This is a genomic window from Sphingobium sp. CECT 9361, assembly GCF_918741285.1.
Lineage (GTDB): Bacteria > Pseudomonadota > Alphaproteobacteria > Sphingomonadales > Sphingomonadaceae > Sphingobium.
The window spans coordinates 39,460-55,985 of the sequence record NZ_CAKKNC010000006.1 but is presented as its reverse complement, the minus strand read 5'-3'; the positions used below and the strand labels follow the sequence as shown (position 1 = coordinate 55,985).

Here is a 16,526-nt window from a genome sequence, read left to right as displayed (position 1 = left end):
CGCATCGCTTCACCCCTTTTCCGGTCATGCCAATGCCGCTGGGGGTTGAAATATCGCGACTCTGCTGGTAACGCGCCCGACACACGGCGCAGACCCGCTCTGCGGCGACCCCTTATTATTGCTTACGGCCGGCCCGGTGGGGCATGAATATGTCCCGGCGGTTCGGTTGTTATTCGATTGGAGATTGAAGGCCTCATGCAAATCATCGTTCGCGATAACAATGTCGATCAAGCGTTGCGCGCCCTTAAGAAGAAGCTGCAGCGCGAAGGTGTATATCGCGAAATGAAGCTGCGCCGTCATTACGAAAAGCCGTCGGAAAAGCGTGCCCGTGAAAAGGCTGCTGCTGTCCGTCGCGCTCGTAAGATGGATCGCAAGCGTGCGGAGCGTGACGGCGTCCGGTAAGGACGTACCGCACACTCTGTTACGGCGTGCCACATCGGGGCGCCGCATGATGCGATTATCCACACTGCAAGATTAAGGCGTCTGCCCATGTCGACCACCGCTGTTCCGCTCCGTCCCATTGCCAAGGGTTCCTTGACGAAATTATGGGTCGGCATCGCGGCGGTCGTGCTGGCGGCAGGCGGCCTTGCTTATGCCGGCACGGCAACCGTTGATACGCTGGGCTTCGAAGTGCTCAAAGAAGGCGCGGGCGTCAGCCCCACCGTCAGCGATGTCGTGCTCGTGTCCTATGTCGGTAAGCTGAAGGACGGCACCGTCTTCGATCAAAATGAACAGGCTGCCTTGCCCGTGGACGGCCTCGTCCCCGGCTTCACGCAGGCGCTTCTGAAGATGAAGAAGGGCGGCAAGTACCACATCAGCATCCCGCCGCAGCTTGGCTATGGCGCGGAAGCCAAGGGTCCGATCCCGGCCAATTCGACGCTGGAATTCGACGTAACCCTGCTGGACTTCAAATCGCGCGCTGAGATCGAAGCGATGCAGCGTCAGATGCAGATGATTCAGGGCGGCGCAGGCGGTATGCCCGGTGCACCCGGCGGCGCCCCGATGCCCGGCGCACCCACGGCTCCCGGCCAGTAAGGCTTTCCCATAGCCGGTGTCTGAACGCCCCTTCTCTTAGGGAGGGGGCTTCATTGAGACGGATGCTACACACCCATAGGCGAGGTCCAAATTGCGTACCCGCCTAAGCATCTGCGCCCGAAAAAGACGCTACGCCTCCGAAGAGGACGCGCTAGCCGCCGCGCACCGCGCCAATCTCCCCCTGCGCCCCTATCGCTGCGACCGCTGCCACCACATCCACCTTACCAGCCGCACAAAGGGCAAGCGGGTGCCACGGGCTGTCGCTTCTTTGGAGGGGGAGGGGTAATGACGAGGTAGACCACATCCCGTAATATATTCGACCATACTCGATGCTCAGAAGCGGACACTGACGGCAACACCTGTTTGTCGGCGCGAAACAGAGATCAGTTACCGCATCAGCTAAAGGTGAAGACCGAGAAATGAGGCGCCGGGAACCGGATTGAACGAGATCGGGTCCGCCGCAACAAAACCGAGTGTTTCGTAAAGTCTGCGCGCGGGGACGAACTTCGCCTGCACATCGAGCCTCATTTCGTTGTAACCGACAGCACGGGCCTCTTCGATCAGGCGCTCAGCGAGAGCACGACCAAGGTGACGTCCCTGAGCTTGAGGACGAACATATAGCCGTTTCATCTCGCATATTTCGGGAGTGACTTGGCGCATCGCGACGCAACCCTCAATTTCGCCTTCCCGATCCGCGAGCAGAACGCATCCCTTCGGCGACGCATACTTACCCGGTAAGTTGGCGAACTCGGCATCGTTGTTCTGGTAATCGAGATTCACTGGGGAATTGGTGATAAACTCACGCCAGATGCACAGCACCGCCGCTGTGTCATCAGGGAAGATCGCGTACCGTATCATCGTCATGACATGAATATCTTGCCGAATATCATGGCGGCAATGAGGCGTGTTTTTGAGAGCATTGTGGTGACGCGTGTGCAGCAGATTCTGACTATGGACCTAAATCCTTCGACAATCAGATCATAGGCGTCAGGAAGTCGCGCGGACTGTTGGAATTCGCGTCCCTTAAGGCGACGGGTAGCCATCGTGCTGGCCCGCCTGTCCGTTCGCACCTTGGGGTGTGGGTCATTTTGCCAGAACGTGCAGAATATCAGGGTCTTCGCGCATGATCTCCTCGGCCAACGCCATGCTCCGCGCGAGATCGGGGTCGGACGCGGTCAGGCGCAGGCCATCCGGCGCATCGCTTAGGAACAATTCATCCCCCAACGCTACATGCAACCGCGCCAATATCTCTTTGGGCAGGATTACGCCGGTGGAGTTTCCCATCTTGATGAGTTTCAGCGTCTTGTTCATACATAGGTTATCACAGGATGTGGGCCGTGCCGCACGAATAACAGGGCCGATCTCCGCCGCCGATACCTTGACAGTCCAACAGCGACTCAGTAAGGGCAACTCATCCCGACACGCTTGGTTGCGGCAGTGCAAATGCGCTGGCCGTCTTTTTTGCGTCTTGGGGTTCACATCGACGCTTTGAGATGGGGCGCTGCCACACGCCCCGTGGAGCAGGAGAAAATTTTACATGGCACGTATAGCGGGCGTCAACATCCCGACCAACAAGCGCGTGATTATTGCGCTTACCTACATTCATGGCATTGGCCGCAAGACCGCCGTCGATATCGCTGAAAAGCTGGGCATCGATCAGTCGCGTCGCGTTCAGGATCTTTCCGACGCCGAAGTGCTGCAGATTCGCGAAGCGATTGATGCAAGCTATCAGGTGGAAGGCGATCTGCGTCGCACGACCTCAATGAACATCAAGCGTCTTATGGACCTGGCCTGCTATCGCGGCCTGCGTCATCGTAAGGGCCTGCCGGTTCGCGGTCAGCGCACGCACACCAATGCCCGTACCCGCAAGGGCAAGGCAAAGCCGATCGCCGGCAAGAAGAAGTAAGCGCTCGCCTGTTCGTTCAGGCTTTAAGAGCACTTATTTTTCCAGTTTTGAGTAGGATAGTAAAATGGCACGGGAACCCCAGCGCATAAAGAAGCGGGAGCGCAAGAATATCTCCTCCGGCGTCGCGCATGTGAACGCCAGCTTCAACAACACCATGATCACGATCACCGACGCACAGGGCAATGCGATTTCCTGGTCTTCGGCTGGCACCATGGGCTTTAAGGGATCGCGCAAGTCGACCCCTTATGCTGCTCAGGTTTGCGCGGAAGATGCAGGCCGCAAGGCTGCCGAACATGGCGTGCGCACCCTCGAAGTCGAAGTGAAGGGCCCCGGTTCGGGTCGTGAATCGGCGCTTCGTGCATTGCAGGCGGTCGGTTTCACGATCACCTCCATCCGGGACGTTACACCGATCCCGCATAACGGCGTACGCCCTTCCAAGCGTCGTCGCGTTTAAGGCTTTTGCCGTTCTGGTGTGTGGCGGACGCGCCACACATCCAATTCTGACTCGGCCGGGGCTTATCCACTGACGCAGCGGAGCAGCCCCCGCCCCATTCCCAGGGGAATTACATGACTGTCAACATGAAGAACTGGCAGGAATTGAAGAAGCCCAGCGCCCTTGAAATCAAGGTCGGCGGCGATTCGAAGCGTAAGGCGACTTTCGTTGCTGAACCTTTGGAGCGCGGTTTCGGCCTGACACTCGGCAATGCGTTGCGTCGCGTTCTTCTTTCCTCGCTTCAGGGCGCGGCGGTCACTTCGATCAAGATCGAAAACGTCCTGCATGAATTTTCCTCGCTCGCCGGCGTTCGTGAAGATGTCACCGACATCGTCCTGAATGTGAAGCAGATCGCTCTGCGCATGGAAGGCGAAGGCCCCAAGCGCCTGCAGCTTTCCGCGACCGGTCCTGCCGAAGTGAAGGCTGGCGATATTGCGGTTTCGGGCGACATCGAAGTGATGAACCCGGATCTCATCATCTGCCATCTGGATGAAGGCGCGACGCTGAACATGGAACTGACGGCTGACATCGGCAAGGGCTATGTCCCTGCCGTTGCCAACCGTCCGGCCGATGCCCCCATCGGCCTGATCCCCATCGACGCGCTCTATTCGCCCGTTCGTCAGGTCGCGTACAAGGTGGACAACACGCGCGTCGGCCAGGAACTGGACTATGACAAGCTCTCGCTGACGCTCGAAACCGACGGCACCGTAACCCCCGAGGACGCCGTGGCCTATGCCGCGCGCATCCTTCAGGATCAGTTGCAGTTGTTCGTCCACTTCGAAGACGCGCTGCCCACGGCGGCTCCGTCCTCGGGCGGTCATGCTGTTGCAGCATCGTCGGAAGGCGAAAGCGACACGAACCAGATCAACCGCTATCTTCTCAAGAAGGTGGACGAGCTGGAGCTGTCGGTCCGTTCGGCCAACTGCCTCAAGAACGATAACATCATCTACATCGGCGATCTGGTCCAGAAGACCGAAGCCGAAATGCTGCGGACGCCCAATTTTGGCCGTAAGTCCTTGAATGAAATTAAGGAAGTACTGTCGTCCATGGGTCTGCGCCTCGGCATGGATATCCCAGGCTGGCCGCCTGAGAATATCGAAGAAATGGCCAAGAAGCTGGAGCAGGAACTGCTCGGCTGATCGGTCGCTGACCACCGCTCATATGGGCGAGGTTAGAGAAGTTTGAGGGTTTTGGGCGGTGGCCCTTTGTCTGCACCGCCTGCTCCGGGATACCTGAAACGGTCCCTGAACGAACGAGAAGGAAGTTATCATGCGTCATCGCATAGGCGGCCGTAAGCTGCAACGTACCTCCAGCCATCGCGCGGCCCTGTTCCGCAACATGGCCGCTGCTCTCATCAAGCATGAGCAGATCACGACCACCGTGCCGAAGGCCAAGGAACTGCGTCCCTATGTTGAAAAGCTGGTGACGCTGGCAAAGAAGGGTGGCCTGTCCAACCGTCGTCTGGCGCACGCGCGCCTTCTGGACGATGCGCAGTTGGTCAAGCTGTTCGACGTGCTGGCCGAACGCTATAAGGATCGCGCCGGCGGTTACACCCGCGTGATCAAGGCTGGCTTCCGCGCTTCGGATGCTGCTCCGATCGCCATCATCGAATTCGTCGACCGCGACGTCGATGCCAAGGGTCAGGACTCCGGTCCGGTCCAGACCGCCGACGAAGACGAATACGAAGCTGCATAAGTCTTTGTTGCCGGGCAGTTAGTCCGGCAATACAGCGCTTCACAAACAGGCCGCGGCTTTCTAAGCTGGCGGCCTGTTTTCGTTTTGGGAGAGCCTCACCATGTCGTTCCGAAGCGCGCGCCGCGCGCTGGTCCTTTGCCCTGTGCTGATGCCTGTGCTGATCGCACTTTCTCCCGCCATTGCCGAAACCCCCGCTGACAAGCCCGATACTGCCACGATCATGAAGGAAGCCACGCTGTCCTATCCGCAGACCCGTCGCCTCGATCTGGTTGAGGATCACTTCGGCGTAAAGGTACTTGATCCCTATCGCTGGCTTGAAAACGACGTGCGGCAGGATGCTGCGGTACGGGACTGGGTAACGGCGGAAAATGCGGTAACGCAGGACTACCTGAAGACGCTGCCGGGGCGCGATATCCTGAAAAAGCGGATGGCGACGCTGTACGATTATGGGCGCTACTCCACGCCCACCAAAGCGGGCGGTCGTTACTTCTACACGTTCAACACCGGCCTTCAGAACCAGTCGCCGCTCTTCGTGCGCGATGGTCTGAAAGGCGCGCAGAGGATGCTGCTGGACCCCAACGCCCTGTCAAAGGACAATGCGACCGCGCTGGCCGAGTGGAAGCCGTCGCCCGATGGCCGCTATCTGCTCTATTCTGTGCAGGATGGCGGCACTGACTGGCGCACGCTCTCCCTGATCGATGTTGCATCTGGCAAGGCGCTGGATGACCGCGTGGAATGGGTAAAATTCTCCGATCTTAGCTGGGACGAAGAAGGGCAGGGGTTCTTCTATTCCCGCTTCGCAGCACCTGCACAGGGCGCTGCCTTCCAGTCGCTGAACGAAAATCAGCAAATCTATTATCACCGCGTCGGCACGCCACAGTCGCAGGATCGGTTGATATATCAGACACCCGACCGCCCAAAGCTGGGCCACAGCGGCGAAGTTACCGACGACGGCAAATGGCTGGTCATCACCTCGGCATCCGGTACGGACGACAAGCAGGAAGTGACCCTCGTCGCACTGAGCGATGGCTGGCGCGAAGCGCCGGTCGTGCCGCGCACCCTGATCAAAGGGTTGAACAATGGCTGGCACCTCATCGGCAGCCGCGGCGATACCTTATGGTTCATGACCGACAAGGGCGCCCCGCGTTTGCGCCTCGTCACGCTTGATGCCGCCGATCCCCGCAAGGCACCGGTCGAGATCGTACCGGAACGTCCCGATACGCTGGCAGGCGGATCGCTGGTGGGTAATCGCATCATCCTCGCGTATCTGGAAAATGCGAAGACGATTGCTGAACTGGTCGAACTGGACGGCAAGCCCGTTGGCGACGTGCCGTTACCGGGCGTCGGCACGGCAGCGGGCTTCGGGGGCAAAAGCGGAGATTCCGAGACGTTCTTCAGCTTCTCCAGCTTCACTATGCCATCGACCATTTATCGCTACGACACCGCCACCGGTACCACAGAAGTCTTTGCTCAGCCCGATCTGGCCTTCGATCCCGAAAACTTCGTGACCGAGCAAATCTTCTACCCGTCGAAAGATGGTACGAAGATCCCGATGTTCATCATCCGGCGCAAGGATATCGCCACCGCGGAAAAGCCTGCACCGACATTGCTGTACGGCTATGGCGGCTTCAACATTTCCATGACGCCCGGCTTTGCACCCACCCGCTTGGCATGGCTTGAGCAGGGCGGGGTGCTCGCCATTGCCAATCTGCGCGGCGGCGGCGAATATGGAAAGGCATGGCACGATGCCGGACGCGGCGCGAACAAACAGAATGTGTTCGACGATTTCATCGCGGCGGGTGAATATCTCAAGGCCAATGGCTACACTGGCGAGGATCAGTTGGCGATTGAGGGCCGTTCGAACGGTGGCTTGCTGGTCGGTGCAGTCGTAAATCAGAGGCCCGATCTGTTTGCCGCGGCATTACCGGGCGTAGGCGTGATGGACATGCTGCGCTTCGACCGGTTTACGGCGGGCCGCTATTGGGTGGATGACTATGGCTATCCGTCGAAGAAGAACGACTTCCGCTTGCTCTACAGCTATTCGCCCTATCATAATGTAGCGGCGGGCAAAGACTATCCGGCGATCATGGTGACGACGGCGGATACTGACGACCGCGTCGTGCCGGGCCACAGCTTCAAATATGCTGCTGCTCTGCAAGCGACCGACATCGGCACCAAACCGCATCTGATCCGCATCGAAACCCGCGCCGGTCATGGCTCAGGCAAGCCGACCGACAAGGTGATCGAGGAGTTTTCGGATATGTACGCCTTTATCGCGCAGTTCACGGGGCTAGAGGTCACCGACCTGTCCAAGTGATTGGGGTGCCGTTCAGCCTCTCGAAAGCCGGATACGCGCTATGATCGCGCGATACATGCTCCCGCTGCGGAAGGGTTAGAAGATGAAGACCGGTTACAGGCTGACGGCTGCGGTTCTGGCCATGTCCCTTATGGCGGGTAGCGTAACAGCGGCAGAGGCGCGGCCTCGTGGCTGGGGAAATGGCGGCGGATGGCATGACAACGGTTGGCGCCGCCATCGTGACGATGGCTTTGGCCTGGGCGATGCGATTGGCGTGGCCGCGCTGATCGGCGCGGTGGCTGTGGTTGCCAGTTCGATGTCTAAGGATCGCGCGGCGCGTGACGCAAATTCCGATTATCGCAGACCGCCTGTACCTCCACCACCTGTGCGAGACAATGGGTATGCCGGAGAGCGTTACCGCAATGCTCCCGATGACGACTTTAGCGACATAGCCAGCAACGATGCAGTCACTATCGCAGGGCAGGATCGCGCCGTCGATGCCTGTGCTATTGCTGCGCGGGATGAAGCGTCGCGGAGTGGCGGCTATGCCGAAATCCGCTCCATCGGCACACCGCAGCCTACCAATGGCGGCTACGACATCGACGGCGAAGTCGAGCGGCGCGGTTCCTATCGCGATCAGGCAGGCGAGACCCGTCGCTTCACCTGTACGGTGCAGGGTGACAGCGTGACGAACGTCTATCTAAGCCGCGATCTGGTCAGCAATTAACCGCAAGACACGCTACCACATTAAGGGACCGCTTGGCTTCATCTCGCATCCCCCTTAGTAGGACGCCCATGTCCGGTCGCCTTCTCCCCCGTCGTAATGCGGCCATCGCGTTCATTCTGGTTACGGCCCTCCTTGACGTCATGTCGATGGGCATCGTCATTCCGGTCCTGCCGCAATTGATCGAGACCCTGTCAGGCTCCAGCAGCGGGGCCGGGCTGTGGAATGGCTTGTTCGTCGCGCTTTGGGCAGGGATGCAGTTCGTCTGTTCGCCTATCATCGGATCCTTGTCCGACCGTTTCGGTCGGCGGCCCGTCATTCTGATCTCGATCTGCGGGCTGATGCTTGATTATGTCCTGATGGCGCTTGCACCGAACTTGTGGTGGTTGGCGGTAGGGCGGCTATTGGCTGGCGTAACGTCGTCCAGTTTCACCTCTGTGTTCGCCTATATGGCGGACATCACCGCACCTGAAGATCGCGCTCGCGGTTACGGCCTGATCGGGGCAGCGTTCAGCGCGGGTTTTGTCGCCGGACCATTGCTGGGCGGCATATTGGGCGAAGTCTCCTTACGCGCGCCCTTTTGGGTGGCCGCCGGAATGTCCGCTCTGGCGTTCATCTATGGTGTGTTCGTGTTGCCGGAATCGCTCCCCCCCGAAAAGCGCATGGCGTTCAGTTGGCGACGCGCCAATCCCTTCGGTGCTCTCACATTGCTACGCTCCCATCGCGAGCTGTCCGGCCTCGCGGTCGTCAACTTCCTCCTGTATTTCGCCCACCACCTCTTTTCTGCCGTGTTCGTTCTCTATGCCGGGGATCGATATGGCTGGGGCGCGTGGCAGGTCGGCAGCCTGCTTGCACTTGTCGGCTTATTGGACATGGGCGTGCAGGGATTGCTCGTCGGCCCCGTCGTGCAACGGATCGGAGATCGCAGAACGATGGTGATCGGCCTGGCCTTCGGTGCCATCGGCATAGCATGCATGGGGCTTGCCCCGACCGGTTGGATGTTTGTCGCCGCGATGTTGCCCAACGCATTGTGGGGACTGGCCATGCCGACGATCCAGTCACTCATGACCCGGCGTGTGTCCGAAAGCGAACAAGGCCAGCTTCAAGGTGCCAACAACAGCGTGGCGAGCATTGCAGGTATTGTCTCGCCTTTGTTTTTCGGCGGCGTCTATGCGCTGTCGGTCGGTGCCGATCCGACTTTGCCCTTCATCGGCAGTGCATTTTTGATTGCGGCGGCGGTACTGGGCGGGGCGGCGCTGCTGGGATGGCTTGCGGGGCGGCGGGATTCATCCGATGGGCGCCTGTTGCTGGACAACGACGCGGTGGGGCACTAACCGGTCGCGAACCCCACCGTTTCTCCGGTTCCAAGCAAAGGCGATTCTATGACGCTGCCCCTTCAGGACTCCATTCTCATCGTGGACTTCGGTAGTCAGGTGACCCAGCTCATCGCGCGACGCGTTCGCGAAGCGGGTGTTTACAGCGAGATCGCTCCCTTCAATAGCGCCGCCGAAGCTTTCGCCCGGATGCAGCCCAAGGGGGTGATCCTGTCGGGCGGACCCTCCTCCGTAATGTGGGACGATTCGCCTCGTGCACCGCAGGAAATCTTCGACGCTGGCGTGCCGGTCCTTGGTATCTGCTACGGTCAGCAGACGATGATGGAGCAGCTTGGCGGTAAGGTTGAAGGGGGCGGCAGCGGCGAATTCGGTCGCGCTTTCATCAACGTGCAAAAGCCCTGCGCGCTGTTCGATGGCCTTTGGCAACCCGGCGACAAGCATCAGGTGTGGATGAGCCACGGCGACAAGGTCACGCGCCTTGCCGAAGGGTTCGAAGTCGTCGCAACCAGCGAAGGCGCGCCCCTGGCCGTAACCGCGAACGAAGCCAAACGCTTCTACGCCACGCAATTCCATCCCGAGGTTGTCCACACGCCCGACGGCGGCAAGCTGCTCGCGAATTTCGTTCGCCATGTCTGCGGGCTTGCTGGCGACTGGACCATGGCGGAGTTTCGCGCAACCAAGATCGCGGAAATTCGCGCGCAAGTCGGTACTGGTCGCGTTATCTGCGGGCTTTCGGGCGGCGTGGATTCTGCCGTTGCTGCCGTGCTCATTCATGAAGCGATCGGCGACCAACTGACTTGCGTCTTCGTCGACCATGGGCTGATGCGACTGGGCGAAGCGGAACAGGTCGTCACCTTGTTCCGCGAACATTATGGCATCAAGCTGGTCCATGTGAACGCAGAGGAACGATTTCTCGGCGGTCTGGCTGGGCTCACCGATCCGGAAAAGAAGCGCAAATTTATCGGCGGCGCTTTCATCGAACTGTTCGAGGAAGAAGCACGCAAGGTTGGTGGCGCGGATTTCCTCGCACAAGGCACGCTCTATCCGGACGTCATCGAAAGCGTATCCTTCACCGGCGGCCCCAGCGTCACGATCAAGAGCCACCACAATGTCGGCGGTCTGCCCGAACGCATGAACATGAAACTGGTCGAGCCCTTGCGCGAACTCTTCAAAGACGAAGTGCGCGTGCTGGGTAAGGAACTGGGCCTGCCGGACGTCTTCGTCGGTCGCCACCCGTTCCCCGGACCCGGCCTCGCGATCCGCATCCCCGGCGAAGTGACCAAGGAACGCTGCGACATATTACGCAAGGCAGATGCCATCTATCTTGAGGAAATCCGCAACGCGAACCTCTACGATGCCATCTGGCAAGCTTTTGCCGTCTTGCTTCCCGTCCGCACCGTCGGCGTGATGGGCGATTTGCGCACCTATGACAGCGTGTGCGCCCTGCGCGCCGTCACCAGCACCGATGGCATGACCGCCGACATCTATCCCTTTGACGCGGCGTTCTTAAGCCGGGTAGCCACCCGGATCATTAATGAAGTGAAGGGTATCAACCGCGTGGTTTACGATTACACGTCGAAACCCCCTGGCACCATTGAGTGGGAATGATTTGGGCTCCTCCAGAGGGAGGCCTCAGCTTATGACCGACCGCTTCCCGGGTGCATCAGCGGATGAATGGTGCGATGCCGCCCGTCTCCATTTATATCTGCGATGGCGCGGGTGCACGATTTACGCGCCCTTAGTCACCGTTGGAGTCAACCATGAAAACCGTGGGTTTGCCTCGCGATGCAGGATCCCATCCAGCCGATAATGCTGCCCGCACCCCTCGCGAAGCAATCGCATCGTTGATGTGCAAACGCCCTTTTGGCAGTCCTTTCAACAGGCGCTTGGGGGTCGGAAATTCCAGTACGGCCTCGCGCTGCATGTCTCTCTGACGTAGGGAGACAGTCATTCCCTTCCAGCCATCGGAAGAGGATAATTGAGGCTCGCTCACGAGTTGCCAATCATATTTGAGACCGTCGATCTCGACAGTGCCGCTGCGGCCGGGTGCTTGAAACATGGTATACCCTTAGCATGTCAGCAGCGGTACTCCACCCATGGTATCGCAGGGTTTTCTCGAGGCCCACGGTCGCCATTCTGAGCGAACAGGATCACGCGACGGGGTCCGTTGCCAACGGCGCAGAAGCACAATCGTCTGGAGCACAGCCACCCGGCGTGAAAACATATTTCAAAAGTCCGCGTGACCCAATTTGTTTGTAACGTGAAGCGTGATTAGCATGAGGTTTATTTCAGTCGCTCAACCAATCGGATATAATTTCGCCCTTATGCCCTTCGGGCGCTAACGCCGCGCGCAAGGCTTCCAGCAGAGGTGGCAGTGCCTGCGTAAAAGCGTAGGGCGGATTGACGATATAGAGGCCTGCGCCGTTATAGATGCCGGGTTGCTCGCTATCGTATAGCCAATGTTCCACCCGCAGCAATTTCGGGATGCCCAGCTTGCGTAACTGCTGTTTCCACCGGGAATGCGTGGCGTGGTCTTTCAGCGGATACCAGATCACCGTCACGCCATGCGCCCATTTGCGGTGCGCCGCAGCGAGGGTGGCTGTGATACGGGCGCGTTCGTCCGTCTGTTCATATGGCGGGTCGACCACCACTACGCCGCGAGGCGTGCGGGGCGGCAGCATCGCCAGCCAAAGCTCGTAGGCGTCGCGTTGATGCACGGCAGCGGATGTGCCGCGCATCACGCCGCGCAGGGCATAGGCATCTTCGGGATGTTTTTCGTTAAGGATCAGAAAATCCTGCGGGCGCAAAAGCTGGGCGAGAATCCGCGGCGAGCCGGGGTAAAGGTGCTGTTCGCCACCCACATTCACCGCCCGTACGGCGGCGCGATAGTCGTCCAACAAGGGGTTCGGGTCGTCAAAGGCCCGCAGCACGCCCTGCGTGGACTCGCCAGTGCGCTGAGCCTCATCGCCGTAAAGGTCGTACAGCCCGCAGCCAGCATGGGTGTCAATCAGAGTCAGCGCGCCCTGCTTGTGCTGCAAGGCCCGCACTAGGGATATAAGCAGGCTGTGCTTCACGACATCGGCGCTATTGCCAGCATGGAAGGAATGGCGATAATTCATTGTGACTCAAAATCCTGATAATCTGCCTTCGCGATCCTGACCGGAATGCAGCGCCAGCGCCGCCTGCTGCTCGCGCGACTTGATGAGCACGAACTGCATGGTTTGACGTGTGACCGCTTCGCAGATCGCCTCGCACAGCTTCTCGAAAAACGGCAGCATCTGCGATTGCCGCAGCGCCTTGCGAATGACGACCTCACCGGTCGCGCGGATACCGTGAACTTGAAAAACCTTCTGGGCCAAATCCAGCTTGATCGAGCTAATCTCCATGGTGGGTGGCTCCTTTCCTAGGGTCGCATGACAACAAACCCATCTTGGAACTTAGATGCCGTGAGCGGGAGCCATTCACCTTATCCGCTTTCCCATCACATCTGCCTACGGCCGGTCGTTCGCTACCCAACATTATCCTAACTAAAAGATCCATATGGCTCCCGCGTCATGACTTCATCGCTGATCGCTTCTTGCACGGCTAGGGTTGCTTTCGATGACCTTCCCTAAATAGGCCATTGGACATTGAATAGCGGTAATTCAGACCGAAAGTAGCTTTCACCATCCTTGCCTCTCCCAACCATTTTTGATTTTCTTGAATGCGGGCACACCTTGAGGCGCGCCGCTGGGTCACCTGACGTCCGAAAGGTCGGACAGTCCCGACAGCCAGCTTCGAGAGCCAACGGCGCAATGAACTGTCATCCGTTCAGTCTGGCCGCGATATGCCCTTTGGAGATAGTGCCGGTATGCGATTTTCCGTCAGGGACGTGAAACCCTATAGCAACTTGCGCTACGCTGGGGATTGGGACCTCCGTCATCCGCTAGTCTGAGCGTACCGATTGAGGTAACCATCTTGGAATTGTCATCGTAAAATAGCAGGCCTTTCCCTCTGAGCCATAGCCAACTGAGCCCCCATGCGCTTTGGAGATTGCTTGGACCACGGAGAGACCGAGTCCCGAACCGGGCCTGTTTTCTTCGTCGGATTGGATTCCCCGTGCGAACAGTTTGAACGCGTCCTTCTCAAACGCTTCGGTCAAACCCGGTCCTTGATCGACGACCCGCAAGGCAACGTCGTCGCTGTTCATGATGACATCGATACGAAGCTCGCAAGGGTTCGCATGGCGTTGCGCATTATCAACCAGCGCAAGCAAGGCTTGGCGAATGCGCGTCATATCCAAACACGCTTTCCCCGGGGACAAACTGATGCTGAGGGTAAAGCCAGCCTGCACGAGGCCTGGCTCAACCAGCCCCGCAAAATCTGCAATCTCACGGGCGACATCCACCTCCTTCCCTTCCAGACGCAGTTGTCCGCTCTCGACCAAACTTACGACGCGCAAATCCTCCACCAGTCGGGACAAGCCGTCGACCTGTTCCAGGAGCCTGCGAAACAACGTTTCGTCAGGAACAAACACGCCGTCGATGACGCCAAGCATTCGACCACGCAGGATGGTAAGAGGCGTGCGCAGCTCATGGGCAATCTGGGCATTCCAGTTCACGATGTCGCGGGCGCTTTGTTCAAGTCGAACGGCCATACTGTTAAAGTCTGCCACCAGCGCGGCGGCTTCACCCGGCAGATCATCGCCACCTGTTGCCCGGGCACTCAGATCACCACCAGCTATGCGTCGCGCTGCCTCCGCAACTGAGCTTAGCGGCGCTATGATCCGGCTGGCCAGGCGCAGAGCCATCGTGACTGTGATCAAGAGTACCAACGCGGCAATGATCGCCAGAACTATGAGTTCTGTAGCTGATGGACCGGACACCCCTTCTTCGCTTTGGGGCACAAGGGATGGAAAGAAATTGTAGGCCGTCAAATACAACAGATAAATGCCAACATAGGACGCCAGGATGCCCATGACCGCGCCCAAGCCCATCGAAATGGCGACTTGCCGTCCAAGGCCCGTAATTGGCTTCATCTAATAGCCACCAGACGATAACCCACGCCGCGTACGCCGGACGGCATGTCATCGATTCCGGCATCGGCCAGCTTTCTGCGAAGCTTGCTGACATGGCTGTCCACCGTACGATCGAGTGCGTCGCCACCGGGTAGACAGGCGTCGACCAGTTCTCCGCGACTGAACACCCGCATCGGCGCAGCAGCCATGTGGACCAGTAGGCGATATTCTGTGAGCGTGAGATTGAGATGAACCAGCTCACCATCGGTGACGACGCTTGCCAAGTGACTTTCCGGATCGAGCTGAAGTGCGCCGACGCGCAGTATCCCTCGACTGGAATGGCCTGCCGAGCGCCGCAGCACTGCCCTGACCCGAGCAACGACTTCGACCGGATTGAACGGCTTGACCACATAGTCGTCAGCACCGATTCGCAGTGCCTGAAGCTTGTCGATATCCTTGTCGAGGGCCGTGACCATGATCACGGGCGTGCTGCCGCGTCTGCGCAATTCACTGAGAACTTCCCACCCGTCGCTGCGCGGCAGCCCTACATCCAGCAGGACGATGTCTGGCTTGAGCGCTCTGTGCAATTCAATGGCAGTCGCCCCATCATTGGCATGGACCCAGCGAAAGCCCTCGCGCTCAAGATAAGCGGTTATTATCTCTGCGATATCGGCTTCATCTTCGACGACGAGCACGAGCGCGTTGTCCGGTTCCATGCTGTGATTCCTCCTTCGGAGCTTTTGCTCCTTAGAAGATTTTAGCCGGGACAGGCTACGTGTCTCCACACAACCGCAACACTGTGCACACATAAGATCGACGCTCCGCTGCCATAGAGCTTCCAGATCAGTGTTCCGATGAAGATCGGTTTTGGAAAGCCTTCCACAGGCGGAGACGAATAACTTTATGATTGGAAAGGTTCGCAAAGGAGCCGTCCTTGTGGCGGCCAGCGCGCTTGCGACAGTGCTTGTCGGCTGCTCGCAGCAGGAGCAGCCGCTGCCTCCTGCGGTCGAAGTGACGGTGATGAAGGTCCAGAAGGGACCTGTCGCATCGTTCGACGAGTTGCCCGGCCGCGTAGTGGCCTACCAGATCGCCGAAATTCGCCCGCAAGTCGGTGGTATTGTTCAGCGCCAAATGTTTGAGCAAGGCGGAGAGGTGCGGGCGGGGCAGCCCCTGTTCCAGATCAATTCCGCGCCTTATCAGGCCGACGCGAACAGCTCTGCGGCGGCGCTGCGGCGTGCAGAGGCAATGTTCGCACGCGCAAAGCTGCAGGCGGATCGCCTGCGTCCGCTGGTCGATGCAGATGCGATCAGCCGTCAGAGCTATGACGATGCTGCCGTAGCGCGCGATCAGGCGGCGGCCGATGTTGCAGAAGCTCGCGCGGTTCTTGCGCGCCGTCGGCTGGATCTGGGATTTGCACGTATCACGTCTCCGATCAGCGGTCGGATCGGAGAAGCGCTGGTAACCGAGGGTGCGCTTGTATCGACAAATGACCCCAATCCGCTGGCACGGGTCCAGCAGATCGACCAGGTCTATGTGGACGTCCGACAACCGGTGGCCCGCATTGATGCCATTCGCGAAGCGATCAAGGCGGGGACGGCTGATCAGGATGCCATGGTCGAGATCCTTTCCACCGACGGCAAACCCTATGCTGTAAAGGGAAAAATGCTGTTTTCGGGTATCGCTGTCGATCCCAGTACCGGAAATGCCGTCGTTCGCATTCTCGTGCCGAACCGCGATCAGCGTCTGCTGCCAGGCATGTTTGTACGTGCGCGCCTGCTGCGCTCATTGGTGCGGCAGGCGGTCACCGTTCCACAGCAGGCAGTGCAGCGGGATATGCAAGGCAAGGCCCAAGTCTATATCGTCGACAGTCAGGGGCGCGTTCGTGCGCGCGATGTGGTTGCCAGCGACGTGATCGATGGTCGCTACGTCATTTCGAGCGGACTACGGGCGGGCGACACGGTCGTTGTCGAGGGGCAGAGCAAGATTCAACCCAATGTACCGGTAAATTCCATCGCCTGGCGGCCTGCCGCCACGTCTCGCTAAGCGC

Annotated in this window: 17 protein-coding genes and 1 pseudogene; 11 read left to right on the top strand and 7 right to left on the bottom strand. The window is 59.1% G+C overall.

What is annotated here, in order from left to right; all coding sequences use genetic code 11:
* Positions 1-195: 195 nt before the first annotated feature.
* Both rpsU and LQ220_RS10665 read left to right on the top strand, forming a co-directional pair.
* Positions 196-402: a 30S ribosomal protein S21 gene (gene rpsU / locus LQ220_RS10670; RefSeq protein WP_104954164.1), complete on the top strand. Its 207-nt coding sequence runs from the start codon at positions 196-198 to the stop codon at positions 400-402.
* An 87-nt stretch (positions 403-489) separates the two neighbouring features.
* Positions 490-1,035: an FKBP-type peptidyl-prolyl cis-trans isomerase gene (locus LQ220_RS10665; protein ID WP_230188278.1), complete on the top strand. Its 546-nt coding sequence runs from the start codon at positions 490-492 to the stop codon at positions 1,033-1,035.
* Between the two features lie 399 nt (positions 1,036-1,434).
* Here the strand turns inward: LQ220_RS10665 and LQ220_RS10655 are convergent, their stop codons facing one another.
* Together LQ220_RS10655 and LQ220_RS10650 are read right to left on the bottom strand one after the other, a co-directional pair.
* Positions 1,435-1,899 (bottom strand): GNAT family N-acetyltransferase, encoded by a 465-nt coding sequence (locus LQ220_RS10655; RefSeq protein ID WP_230188276.1) that lies wholly within the window; start codon positions 1,897-1,899, stop codon positions 1,435-1,437.
* Between the two features lie 219 nt (positions 1,900-2,118).
* The gene (locus tag LQ220_RS10650) at positions 2,119-2,346 is read right to left on the bottom strand and encodes an AbrB/MazE/SpoVT family DNA-binding domain-containing protein (RefSeq protein WP_230188275.1); all 228 of its coding nucleotides are present in this window, start codon (positions 2,344-2,346) and stop codon (positions 2,119-2,121) included.
* A gap of 226 nt (positions 2,347-2,572) precedes the next feature.
* Between LQ220_RS10650 and rpsM the strand changes: the two genes are divergently transcribed.
* The 8 genes from rpsM to guaA all read left to right on the top strand — a co-directional run bounded on the left by rpsM (position 2,573) and on the right by guaA (position 11,091).
* On the top strand, positions 2,573-2,941 hold the full coding sequence (rpsM, locus tag LQ220_RS10645) for a 30S ribosomal protein S13 (RefSeq protein ID WP_230188274.1): 369 nt from the start codon (positions 2,573-2,575) through the stop codon (positions 2,939-2,941).
* Between the two features lie 64 nt (positions 2,942-3,005).
* A complete protein-coding gene (gene rpsK / locus LQ220_RS10640; RefSeq protein ID WP_104953188.1) occupies positions 3,006-3,395 on the top strand; it encodes a 30S ribosomal protein S11 in 390 nt (129 codons plus the stop codon).
* Positions 3,396-3,508: 113 nt separating this feature from the next.
* Positions 3,509-4,573, top strand: coding sequence for a DNA-directed RNA polymerase subunit alpha (locus LQ220_RS10635; protein WP_230188273.1), 1,065 nt, complete (start codon positions 3,509-3,511; stop codon positions 4,571-4,573).
* Between the two features lie 130 nt (positions 4,574-4,703).
* A complete protein-coding gene (rplQ, locus tag LQ220_RS10630; RefSeq protein ID WP_230188272.1) occupies positions 4,704-5,129 on the top strand; it encodes a 50S ribosomal protein L17 in 426 nt (141 codons plus the stop codon).
* Between the two features lie 100 nt (positions 5,130-5,229).
* A complete protein-coding gene (locus LQ220_RS10625; protein WP_230188271.1) occupies positions 5,230-7,446 on the top strand; it encodes a prolyl oligopeptidase family serine peptidase in 2,217 nt (738 codons plus the stop codon).
* Between the two features lie 82 nt (positions 7,447-7,528).
* Complete coding sequence (locus LQ220_RS10620) at positions 7,529-8,152, top strand: hypothetical protein (protein WP_230188270.1); 624 nt, start codon at positions 7,529-7,531, stop codon at positions 8,150-8,152.
* Between the two features lie 68 nt (positions 8,153-8,220).
* Positions 8,221-9,483, top strand: a complete 1,263-nt coding sequence (locus tag LQ220_RS10615) for a TCR/Tet family MFS transporter (protein ID WP_230188269.1) — start codon at positions 8,221-8,223, stop codon at positions 9,481-9,483.
* Positions 9,484-9,531: 48 nt separating this feature from the next.
* Positions 9,532-11,091 (top strand): glutamine-hydrolyzing GMP synthase, encoded by a 1,560-nt coding sequence (gene guaA, locus LQ220_RS10610; protein WP_230188268.1) that lies wholly within the window; start codon positions 9,532-9,534, stop codon positions 11,089-11,091.
* 130 nt (positions 11,092-11,221) lie between these two features.
* Here guaA and LQ220_RS10605 read toward each other — a convergent pair whose 3' ends face one another.
* From LQ220_RS10605 to LQ220_RS10585, 5 genes and pseudogenes are all read right to left on the bottom strand, one after another.
* On the bottom strand, positions 11,222-11,542 hold the full coding sequence (locus tag LQ220_RS10605; protein WP_230188267.1) for a hypothetical protein: 321 nt from the start codon (positions 11,540-11,542) through the stop codon (positions 11,222-11,224).
* A 229-nt stretch (positions 11,543-11,771) separates the two neighbouring features.
* On the bottom strand, positions 11,772-12,602 hold the full coding sequence (gene rlmJ / locus LQ220_RS10600; RefSeq protein WP_230188266.1) for a 23S rRNA (adenine(2030)-N(6))-methyltransferase RlmJ: 831 nt from the start codon (positions 12,600-12,602) through the stop codon (positions 11,772-11,774).
* Between the two features lie 33 nt (positions 12,603-12,635).
* Positions 12,636-12,869, bottom strand: a pseudogene (locus LQ220_RS10595) (IS110 family transposase); the annotation flags it as partial.
* 539 nt (positions 12,870-13,408) lie between these two features.
* Entirely contained in the window at positions 13,409-14,500 is a 1,092-nt protein-coding gene (locus LQ220_RS10590) for an ATP-binding protein (protein WP_230188265.1), read from the bottom strand.
* Positions 14,497-15,195, bottom strand: a complete 699-nt coding sequence (locus LQ220_RS10585; protein ID WP_230188264.1) for a response regulator — start codon at positions 15,193-15,195, stop codon at positions 14,497-14,499. Before LQ220_RS10585 ends, LQ220_RS10590 begins: the two co-directional genes overlap by 4 nt.
* Before the next feature lie 220 nt (positions 15,196-15,415).
* On the opposite strand from LQ220_RS10585, the gene LQ220_RS10580 reads away from it, so the two are divergent.
* On the top strand, positions 15,416-16,522 hold the full coding sequence (locus tag LQ220_RS10580; RefSeq protein WP_230188263.1) for an efflux RND transporter periplasmic adaptor subunit: 1,107 nt from the start codon (positions 15,416-15,418) through the stop codon (positions 16,520-16,522).
* Positions 16,523-16,526: the final 4 nt, after the last annotated feature.